Source organism: Nocardia sp. NPDC004711, assembly GCF_053601595.1.
Genome location: NZ_JBSGCB010000048.1, coordinates 67,926 through 77,272 on the forward strand (window position 1 = coordinate 67,926; position 9,347 = coordinate 77,272).

Annotated in this window: 8 protein-coding genes and 1 pseudogene; 8 read left to right on the forward strand and 1 reads right to left on the reverse strand. The window is 70.3% G+C overall.

Annotated features, from left to right (window positions below; all coding sequences use genetic code 11):
- The first annotated feature begins 14 nt into the window (after positions 1-14).
- From ACWEKS_RS36775 to ACWEKS_RS36790, 4 genes are all read left to right on the forward strand, one after another.
- Positions 15-356, forward strand: coding sequence for a YidH family protein (locus tag ACWEKS_RS36775; protein WP_452344362.1), 342 nt, complete (start codon positions 15-17; stop codon positions 354-356).
- Positions 353-682, forward strand: a complete 330-nt coding sequence (locus ACWEKS_RS36780) for a DUF202 domain-containing protein (protein WP_452344363.1) — start codon at positions 353-355, stop codon at positions 680-682. Before ACWEKS_RS36775 ends, ACWEKS_RS36780 begins: the two co-directional genes overlap by 4 nt.
- 170 nt (positions 683-852) lie before the next feature.
- Positions 853-2,181, forward strand: coding sequence for a hypothetical protein (locus ACWEKS_RS36785; RefSeq protein WP_452344364.1), 1,329 nt, complete (start codon positions 853-855; stop codon positions 2,179-2,181).
- A gap of 45 nt (positions 2,182-2,226) precedes the next feature.
- Positions 2,227-2,889 carry a DedA family protein gene (locus tag ACWEKS_RS36790; protein WP_452344365.1) on the forward strand — a complete coding sequence of 221 codons (663 nt, stop codon included), beginning with the start codon at positions 2,227-2,229 and terminating at the stop codon, positions 2,887-2,889.
- Positions 2,890-2,917: 28 nt separating this feature from the next.
- Here ACWEKS_RS36790 and ACWEKS_RS36795 read toward each other — a convergent pair whose 3' ends face one another.
- Entirely contained in the window at positions 2,918-5,089 is a 2,172-nt protein-coding gene (locus ACWEKS_RS36795; protein WP_452344366.1) for an MMPL family transporter, read from the reverse strand.
- 100 nt (positions 5,090-5,189) lie between these two features.
- Here ACWEKS_RS36795 and ACWEKS_RS36800 point away from each other — a divergent pair, with 100 nt between their 5' ends.
- The 4 genes and pseudogenes from ACWEKS_RS36800 to ACWEKS_RS36815 all read left to right on the forward strand — a co-directional run.
- Complete coding sequence (locus ACWEKS_RS36800; RefSeq protein ID WP_452344367.1) at positions 5,190-5,885, forward strand: TetR/AcrR family transcriptional regulator; 696 nt, start codon at positions 5,190-5,192, stop codon at positions 5,883-5,885.
- A gap of 113 nt (positions 5,886-5,998) precedes the next feature.
- On the forward strand, positions 5,999-7,684 hold the full coding sequence (locus ACWEKS_RS36805; protein WP_452344368.1) for a metallophosphoesterase: 1,686 nt from the start codon (positions 5,999-6,001) through the stop codon (positions 7,682-7,684).
- Positions 7,685-7,747: 63 nt separating this feature from the next.
- Positions 7,748-8,734: a cytochrome c oxidase assembly protein gene (locus ACWEKS_RS36810; protein WP_452344369.1), complete on the forward strand. Its 987-nt coding sequence runs from the start codon at positions 7,748-7,750 to the stop codon at positions 8,732-8,734.
- Positions 8,735-9,075: 341 nt separating this feature from the next.
- Positions 9,076-9,347: pseudogene (locus tag ACWEKS_RS36815) on the forward strand (hypothetical protein); the annotation flags it as partial.

Here is a 9,347-nt window from a genome sequence, read left to right on the forward strand (position 1 = left end):
AATAACTTGGAGGGGTGGCTTCCGAAGAGCAGACCGAACTCGACTACCGATTCACCCTCGCGAACGAACGCACCTTCCTGGCCTGGATCCGCACCGCGCTGGGCCTGCTCGCGGGCGGCGTCGCCGTTCACACGCTGGTCGAAGGCTTCCGCATGCACGGCGTACGCGCGGCCATCGCCATGTCGGCCATCGTGCTGGCGGTGGTGCTCGCGGTCGGGGCGTACGCGCAGTGGCGAAAGGTGGAACGGGCCATGCGGGCGGGCGAGCGGCTGCCGGGCAATGCGCTGATCCCGGTACTCGCGGCCGGTGTCGCGCTGATCTCCGCGATCGCCGTGGTCGGCGTGCTCAGCCTGTGAGTACGCCGGCGATCGCCCGCGATCCCGGACTGGCGACCGAGCGCACCGCGCTGGCCTGGCGGCGCACCGCCATCTCCGCCATCGCCAATGCCGCACTGTTCACGAAGGTGGCCGCCGAGGGCGGGATCGACTGGCGGCCGACCGGTCTGCTGCCGCTGAGCGCGGCCGTGGTCATGATGCTGGTGGCGGCAATCGCCATGGCGCGCAGCCGAAGTCTGCACCGCGGCGCGCATCGCGGCACCGGGCCGCTGCTGCTCCTGGTGTCCGCGGGTGTGGCGGCGGTGGGGCTCGCCACGATGGCGATGGTCCTCGCGCACTGGGCCTGACGGGATTCCGCCCGCCGCATGGTATCCAGCATGCTCACCGGCCCGGAGTGTGCGAATCGCAGGTGGGGGGACGCGGCCGCCGACCTCCCGGATCGATAGCGTGATGATTGCTAATCTGGCGCCATGAGTGCTGGTCAGCGGCTGGACGGATCTCGGTCCACCGGATCCCGATGAGGATCCGGGGCGGCCGCGACGCCATCGAGGCGGGCACCGCGTTCCTGGCGGCGCTCGTCGCCGGGCTGTCGCTCATGGTGCCCATCGACTTCGCGTGGACCTCCCGCAGTTCGGCGCTGCACCTGGAACTGCTGGTCTTCAGCATGCCGCAGGCGATTGCGGCGGGGGCGCTGGTCGCGATCGTGATCGCGGTAATGTCCACCGCGCTGGGCGGGCAGAGCCTGCGCTGGGGTGTGGCGCTGGGCGGGGCGGCGCTGCTGTTCGTCGTCCACCTGCTGGGACGACATGCCGTGCTCGGCACCTCGCTGGCCACGCTGAACTTCCTGGATTCCATTGCCGGCGGGCTCATCCTCGGCGGTTCGGGAGCCGGGGTGCTGTCCCGCTCCCGGGTCGAATCTCGGTACACCTGGGCGACGCCGGCGTGGCTGCTGGGCGCGATCGGCGGCGTGGTCGCCCATGACCTCATCCCGCAAGCCCAGGCCAAGCTCGCCGATCCGCATTTCCCACAGAACTGGCCCGCCATCGACTCGCCCCCGCTGTGGCTGATCGCGCTGGCCCTGCTCGTCATCGGACTCCGGTTCCTGCGCGAGCCGGGCGGGCATCCAGCGGAAACGCCTACGGTCCAGCTGCCCATCGTCCCGATCATCGCGGGCGCGTTCATGATCGGCGTCAGCCTGGTCGGGTGTGGGGTGCTGGCCCGCCACGGCGACAGCCCGCTCGCAATCGCGGTGACGGCCGCGGCCACGGCGGTGGGGGCCCTGCTCACCGCGTTCATGCTGCCCAGGCGGGACGGCGTCCAGGTGCTGCTCGCGGTGGCGCTCGTCGGGACGGGCAGCGCTGTCCTCGTGGCAGGCCTTCCGGGATGGTCGATCCCGGGCCTCGTGGTGCTGGTCGCCGGCGGGCTGGTCGCGGGGATCCGCTGGCCCGGTGTGCGGGTCGCGGCGGTCGGCATCATCGGCCTGTCCGGCTACGCGGTGCTGACTGTCGCGGCCGGGCATCCCGTCGCCCTCACCATGCTCGGACACGCGCTGCTCGCCCTGCTGACCGGCTACTGCTTCGGCGCGGTCGCCCCGCGCTACGCCTCTACCCGGGTGCTGGGCATCGCCCTGATCTACGTGCCCACACCGGTGCTCGCGCTGCGCGACTACACCCGGCGCGGGCACTGCCTGCTGATCGACCCTGGAAAGCCGTGCACCATAGCCGATTTCACCTCGTTCGCACCCGGCTGGGCGGCCCTCGCGATCGCGGCGGGCTGTGCGCTGGGCCTGTGGGCGCTGCTGCGGCGGCGTCCCGAACAGGCTCGGGTGGCGGCGTCCGCGAGCTGAGCGTCCCGAGCACCCGGGTCGAGCGGCCTGGGTACCGTGGCGGACATGAATTCGCTGCTGCACCGGATATTGGATATCGCGCCGATCTGGGTGTACCTGGTCGTCACCCTGCTGGTGTTCGCCGAGGACGCGATCTTCGTCGGCTTCGTGATCCCCGGTGAGACGGCGGCGGTGCTCGGCGGTGTGGCAGCCAGCCAGGGACATGTGCTGCTGTGGCTGATGATCCTGCTGGTGGTGGCCGCCGCCATCCTCGGCGACAGCGTCGGCTACGAGGTCGGCAAGCACGTGGGCCCGCGGCTGCTGCAGGCCTCGATGCTGGACCGGCATCGCGGCCGCCTCGACCGCGCCCAGGACTATCTGGCCCGGCGCGGCGGCTGGGCGGTGTTCCTCGGCCGGTTCACCGCGTTCTTCCGGGCCATGATGCCCGCGCTGGCGGGCACCTCGCGCATGCCCTACCGGCGCTTCCTGCTGTTCAATGCCGCCGGCGGAATCGTCTGGGGCACCACGTTCGTGGTGCTCGGCTTCGTGGCCGGGCAGTCCTACGAGGCGGTGGCCAAGACGGTCGGCCGGGACCTGGCCATCGGTGTCGTCGCCATCATCGTGCTCGCGCTGATCGGGTGGAAGCTGCGCGAACGTCGCCGCGAGCGGGCCTTCGAGACCGAGTACGAGGCGACCCACCAGGGACTGATGACGCCCGAAACCGATTGAGCCCAATCGGTTTCGGGCGTCACCCGGCTCAGACCGCGGCCAGTTCGCGCTGCGGCTCCGGCTCGCTGTCCTCCAGCGGCCCTTCGATATTCAGCGTCGGCAGCACCCGATCCAGGCGGCCGGGCAGCCACCACGCCCGGCGGCCGAGCAGGGCCAGCACCGCGGGGACCAGCGTCAGCCGGACCGCGAACGCGTCCACCAGCACACCCACCGCCAGGGCGAAGGCGATCGGCTTGATCATGGCGTCGTCGGTGGGGACGAAGGAGGCGAAGACCGCCACCATGATCGTCGCCGCGGCCGTCACCACCCGGGCGTTGTGGCGGGTGCCCTCGATGATCGACGCCCCGGCGTCGCGGCGGTGCAGCCACTGTTCGCGAATCCCGGACACCAGGAACACCTGGTAGTCCATGGCCAGCCCGAACAGCACGCCCACCAGGATGATCGGCAGGAAGCTCACCACCGGCCCGACCTTCGAGACGCCGAACAGGTCCGCGGCCCAACCCCATTGGAAGACCGCGACCGTGGTGCCCAGCGCCGCCGCGACCGACAGCAGGAAGGTGACTGCCGCCTTCATCGGTACCGCGATCGACCGGAACACCAGGACCAGCAGCACCAGGCTCAGGCCGACCACGATGCCCAGGAACGGCACCAGGGACGCGGAAAGCCGTTGCGAGACATCGATGGTGACCGCGGTATCGCCGGTGACGGCCACCTCGGCCCCGGGGACCGCGCCGGGCGCCCGATCGCGGATGGCGTGGACCAGATCGGTGGTCTGCTGCGACTCCGGCGCGCTGGCCGGAATCACCATGATCAGCGACTGGCCTGCCCGCTGGGTCGGCTGCGGCGGTGCGACATACGTGACGTCGGGCAGTCCGCGCACCGTGTCGGCGACCGTCGCGGCAGCGCGGGTGTCGCCGTTCGGCGCGTCCACGACCACCACCAGCGGGCCGTTGAAGCCGGGACCGAACTTCTCGGCAATGGTGTCGTAGGCCTGCCGCTGACCCGTCGCCGCGGCGGCGGAACCATTGTCGGGCAGAGCCATTCGCAGCGAGGCGGCGGGCAGGGCCAGCAGGATCAGCGCCCCGGCCACGGCCACCACGGTGACGAGCGGCCGCGCGGTGACCAGCCGTGCCCAGCGCGCGCCCATGCTGTCGGCTCCGGTGGCGGTGGCCCGCCGGTGGGCGCGCGAGCCCGCCCGCGGCGTCAGCCGGGCGCCGGCGAATCCGGCCAGCGCGGGCAGCAGTGTGAGCGCCACCGCCACCGCGATCAGCACCGCGCCGGAGGCGGCCAGCCCCATGACGGTCAGGAACGGAATGCCGATCACGCTCAGCGCGGCCAGCGCGATGATCACCGTCGTACCCGCGAAAACGACTGCGCTGCCGGCGGTCTCATTGGCCCGCCGCGCCGATTCCCGGGGCGTCAGCCCGGCGGCCAGCTGGGACCGGTGCCGGGACAGGATGAACAGCGCGTAGTCGATCCCGACCGCCAGGCCCAGCATGAGCGCCAGCGTCAGCGCGGTCGACGACACCGGCACCGCCGCGCTCAGGGCGGACAGCCCGCCCACCGTGACCGCGATGCCGAAAACCGCTGACAGGATCGGCATTCCGGCCGCCATCAGCGAACCGAACGTGATCAGCAGGACCAGCACCGCCACCCCGAGCCCGAGGATCTCGGTGACGCCCGGCTGCATTTGCCCGGCCCCGTACGCGGAGCCGCCGACCGACACGTCCAGCCCGGCCTCGCGCGCGGTCTCGCCCGACCGTTCGACCGCGTCCCGGGCGGCGCTGGTCACCTTGGACCGGTCGCCGTCGAAGTGCACGACACCGATCGCGGTGCGCTGGTCCGGCGAGACGGCTCCCCCCTGCTGGGGCGTGGTCACCCCGATCGCTCCCGGCGCGGTTCCGGCGACCTCGAGGGTGCGCTGGATCGCCGTGCGATAGGGCGCCTCGGTGATGAGGTGTCCCTCGGGTGCGGTGAAGACCAGTTGCGCGTTGGCTCCCGCCGCGTCGGGCGCGGTCTCGGACAGGGTGTCCAGCGTCCGCTGGGACTCGGCCCCGGGCACGGTGAAGCGGTCGTCGAGGCGGCCGCCCGCGAGCGCGGCACCGCCGACGACGGCGATCAGCAGGATGGCCCAGATCGAGACGACCAGGCCACGGCGCCGGAAGGCGAAGTCGCCGATCCGGCCCAGTAAAGCGCTCATCGGTGATTCCTCTCGGAGGCGTGCGAGTTGATGTTGACGGGCGTGAACTTTGTGGGTGTTAACTTGCCTCGCGATCTGTACAGGTGTCAACATCAATGTCGTGGACATCACCGACGATGTGGCGAAGAAGCCCGCACGCGAGGGTCCCTACCACCACGGGGACCTGCGCAATGCCCTGGTGAGCGCCTCCGCGCAGCTCGCCGAGATCGGCGGGCCCACCGCGGTCACCGTCCGCGCCGCCGCCCGGGCGGTCGGCGTCACCGCCACCGCGGCCTACCGCCACTTCAACGGTCACGAGGAACTGCTCGCCGCGGTGCGCGAGCAGGCCGAGGAAGCCCTGTTCGAGGCCCTCGACAGCGCGATGAAAAACGTTCCGGCGCAAGCTGATCCGACCGCGACCGCGATCGCCCGGCTGGCCACCGCCGGGCGCGCCTACATCGAGTACGCCGAGCGGGAGCGCGGGCTGTTCCGGACCGCGTTCTGCGGCAGCGATGTCGACGTGAACAAAGAGGTGCTCGAGGATCCCATCTTCCAGCTCATCGGGACCGGAATCGACGCCCTGGTCGCGACGGGATTCATGGATCCGCGTCAGCGTCCCGGCGCGGAGTTCACCGCATGGGCGGCCGTACACGGACTGGCGAGCCTGATCATCGACGGCCCGCTGGCCGACGCCGAGCCCGCCCATCGCGAGGCGGCCATCGACCATGCCGTCGCCACCGTGCTGCGCGGATTCGCCACCGGCCCGCGCGCCGAGCCGTACCGCTCGACCGACCCGCACATCGCGCTGCCCGCCTGATTCCGGCGGCTCGCCGCGCGAATCGTCCTGTGTTCACCGCCATGTCGCGAGTCCGTAAGCTTGCGGCGTTTTGATGACCGCGCAAACGGACTCACGGTGACAAGGTTTTCTCGATGCTGAATCCCCTAGGCACGGTGCCCCGCACGGGCATTCCGGCACAGCTCGCCGCGCAGATGACGATGGACGAGCAATACGACTGGCACCGTTCGTATTTGAAACGGCATCGCGTGAGCCGGCGTACCTTCCTGCGGGGCAGCGCCGCCGCGGCCATGGCCGCCGGACTCGGCTCCGCCTTCGGCGGCCGCGGCGTCGCCTACGCCGACGATGCCCCGCTGACCGTCGGCGGCCGCCGCGTCGGGTACGGCACGGACGCGGCCAGCCAGCTGCGCTTCTCGGCCCAGCTGTCGCGAAACCCGGGCGCCACCAAGGTCTTCCTCGACCACGGCCCGACCCCCGCCCTCGGCGGCACCCTCGAGGCCGAGGTCCGCAACCTGGTCACCCAGCTCCCGCGCACCGACGGGGGAGTGCTGTCGGCCGAACAGTTCTACGTCCACGCCCCCGTCGACGGACTGCCCGGCCGCCTGCCGCACTTCTACCGCTGGCGCACCGCCGATGGCTACAGCAGCGACGTGCTCTCCGCGAACACCGCCATGCCGAGCTCACGCGCCGCGCTGCTGCCGTTCCGCTTCACCATGATGGGCGACCAGGGCGTCGACGACACCCCGGCACTGCCCGCGGGCATGCCGGCGGGCGCGTACCGCAACAGGTACGGCGAGGGTGACGCCCCCAGCTCCCGCAATGCCGAGAACATCCAGCGCCAGATCGTCGCCAGCAACCCGGAATTCCACATTCTGGCCGGCGACATCTGCTACGCCGACACCTCCCACGGCGGCGGCCCGGACTGGTTCGTGCCCAATGGCAAAGCCGACACCGACGCCATCGACGCCTACAACCCGTTCGTGTGGGACACCTACCTGCAGGCCATCGAGAGCAGCGCGGGCCACGTGCCCTGGATGTTCGCCACCGGCAACCACGACATGGAAGCCGTCTACGGCAATCACGGCTACGGCGGCCTGATGGCGCGCATGGACTTTCCGGACAACGGGCCCACGGGCTGCCCGTCGGTGTACTCCTTCACCTACGGCAATGTGGCGGTGCTGTCGCTGGATGCCAACGAGGTGAGCTGGCAGGTCCGCGCCAATCTCGGCTATTCCGGTGGCGCACAGCACAGTTGGGTGGAATCCACCCTGGCCGGCTACCGCGCGAACCCGAGCATCGACTTCATCGTCTGCTTCTTCCACGAGTGCGCCTACGCCACCGGCATCGGCGGCGCCAGCGACGGCGGCGTGCGCGGGGCCTGGGCCGACCTGTTCGACAAGTACCGGGTCGATCTGGTGCTGCAGGGCCACAATCACAACTTCGAGCGCACCGACCCGATGCGCGGCGGGCGGCCGACCAAGGTCGCACCCGACAACTCGATCGTCTACCCCGACACCGACGGCACCGTCTACTACGTGGTCGGCGGCGGCGGCGCGGCGCACGGCACCTTCGCCGCGGGCGACACCTACCGCGGCAACGAGCAGCCCGACACCTTCGTGCCGGAGAGCACCCTGTGGGGCTCCGACGGCAAGGAGGGCAAGGAGGCCGTCGCCTGGTCGCGGGTGCGGTTCAGCCGCTACTCGCTCATTCGCGTGGATGTGCGGCCCGGTGTGTTCTCCAGCGAGATGGACGTCGTCGCGGTCGACGAGCACGGGCGCGAATTCGACACCGTGACCTACCGCCGCCTGGTCTCCCGCTAGCCGCGCAACGCCTTCCTGGGAGCCGTGCCGTCCCCCGCGGCGGCACGGCGCATACTGGGTCCCGTGCTACAGACCCGAACACCGCTGCAGGTGAGCAGTTTGGTGAGCTCCTGGCGGTGGGACACCTCGACCGTGCTGGTCATCGCGCTCCTGGGACTCGCGTACGCGGCCTGCTTCCTCAAGGGAAGACAGCGCGGCGAACAGCTTCCGGTGAGCCGGGCCCTCTACTTCGGGCTGGCCGGACTGGGAGTGTGGCTGTACACCGGCGTCGGCATGATCGGCGTCTACTCCGACACGTTGTTCTGGGTGCGCGCGCTGCAGGTGCTCCTGCTGCTCTACCTGGTGCCCTTCGCGCTCGCGGCCGGTGCGCCGTTCACTGTGCTGCGCGCGGCGCTGGGCCCGGCGGGCCGGAAACGCCTGGACGCCATGCTCTCCGGCAGTGTCGCCCGGCTGCTCACCCACCCGGCCACCGCCTCGATGCTGATCCTGCTGCTGCCCTGGGCGTTGTTCCTCTCGCCCTGGTACGAGTCGGTGCTGCGGCACGGGGGCGTCGACGCGGTCACCCGAATCATCGTGGTGGCCATCGGGTTCCTGTACTTCTACTCGCGTCTGCAGATCGATCCGGTGCCCAAGCACTTCACGCAGGGGCTGTCGCTGCTGATCACCATCGCGGAGTCCCTGGCCGACGGCATCCTCGGCATCGTGCTGTGGCTGGGGCCGCTGGTCGCCGCCGGCTACTACGGTTCGCTCGGCCGCACCTGGGGTCCGGACGCGCGCCTGGACCAGACCATCGGCGCGGGCATCCTGTGGCTGCTCGGCGATCTCCTCGGGCTGATCTACTCGCTGGTCGTCATGCGGGCCTTCGCCGCCGACGAGAAGCGCCGGGCCGGGGAGATCGATGCCGAGCTGGATGCCGCCGAGGCGGCGCGGCCGCGCCGGAAGGCGGTATCGCGCACCGCGACCCGGGGCACGGAGGCCGACGACGAGCCGGTGTCCACCGGACTGTGGTGGGAGAACGACCCGCAGCTGCGCGAGCGCTTCCGCCGCTGATCCACTGAAAAGTGACCTGGCTCACCATGTTTGGAGTCGGTGATATCGGCTATCGATACACGTGATCCGGCGAACCAGTAGTGGTCGGCTCGCGCAGAAAGGCCCGCCCCGACGCCCCCGATGGGCGTGTGAGGCGGGCCTCTTTATGCGCCGAAAGGTTGCCTGGGTCACTTGTAAAAGACTCAGCGAACGCTGTCTTTACGCAAAACATACTTTAAGGAGTGTCTTCGCTACGGTTTGGCAACAAGTAGGCAACATTTGCTGACTTATCTTGATCCGGGTGCTCGATGAGGACCTCGCTCCCAGGAGGGAAGCGCCCGTTCAAGAAAGCGACGAGAAGTATGCGTTACACGAAGTTTGCCGCCACCTCGGCCCTGGCCATCGCGGCCCTCGGCATCTCCGCCGGGACCGCCTATGCCGATCCCGCGGCCGCCGCCGATCCCGGGATCCACTGGGACACCAAGATCGACGGCGCTTCGGTGGTGCTGAAGACCGACGCGGGCTCGCTGACCACCCAGGACGGCCAGTTCCAGGTGCGTGACAACAACGGCGGCCTGGTCACCCAGTTCCCGCTCAATATCATCACCGGTGACGTCGCCCACCCGGTCGCCGC

What these genes read in the sequence shown, in the direction of transcription:
- ACWEKS_RS36785 (WP_452344364.1), top strand. Translation starts at nt 853, where the DNA reads ATGAGGATCCGGGGCGGCCGCGACGCCATCGAGGCGGGCACCGCGTTC.
- ACWEKS_RS36790 (WP_452344365.1), top strand. Translation starts at nt 2,227, where the DNA reads ATGAATTCGCTGCTGCACCGGATATTGGATATCGCGCCGATCTGGGTG.
- ACWEKS_RS36795 (WP_452344366.1), bottom strand. Translation starts at nt 5,089, where the DNA reads ATGAGCGCTTTACTGGGCCGGATCGGCGACTTCGCCTTCCGGCGCCGT.
- ACWEKS_RS36805 (WP_452344368.1), top strand. Translation starts at nt 5,999, where the DNA reads ATGCTGAATCCCCTAGGCACGGTGCCCCGCACGGGCATTCCGGCACAG.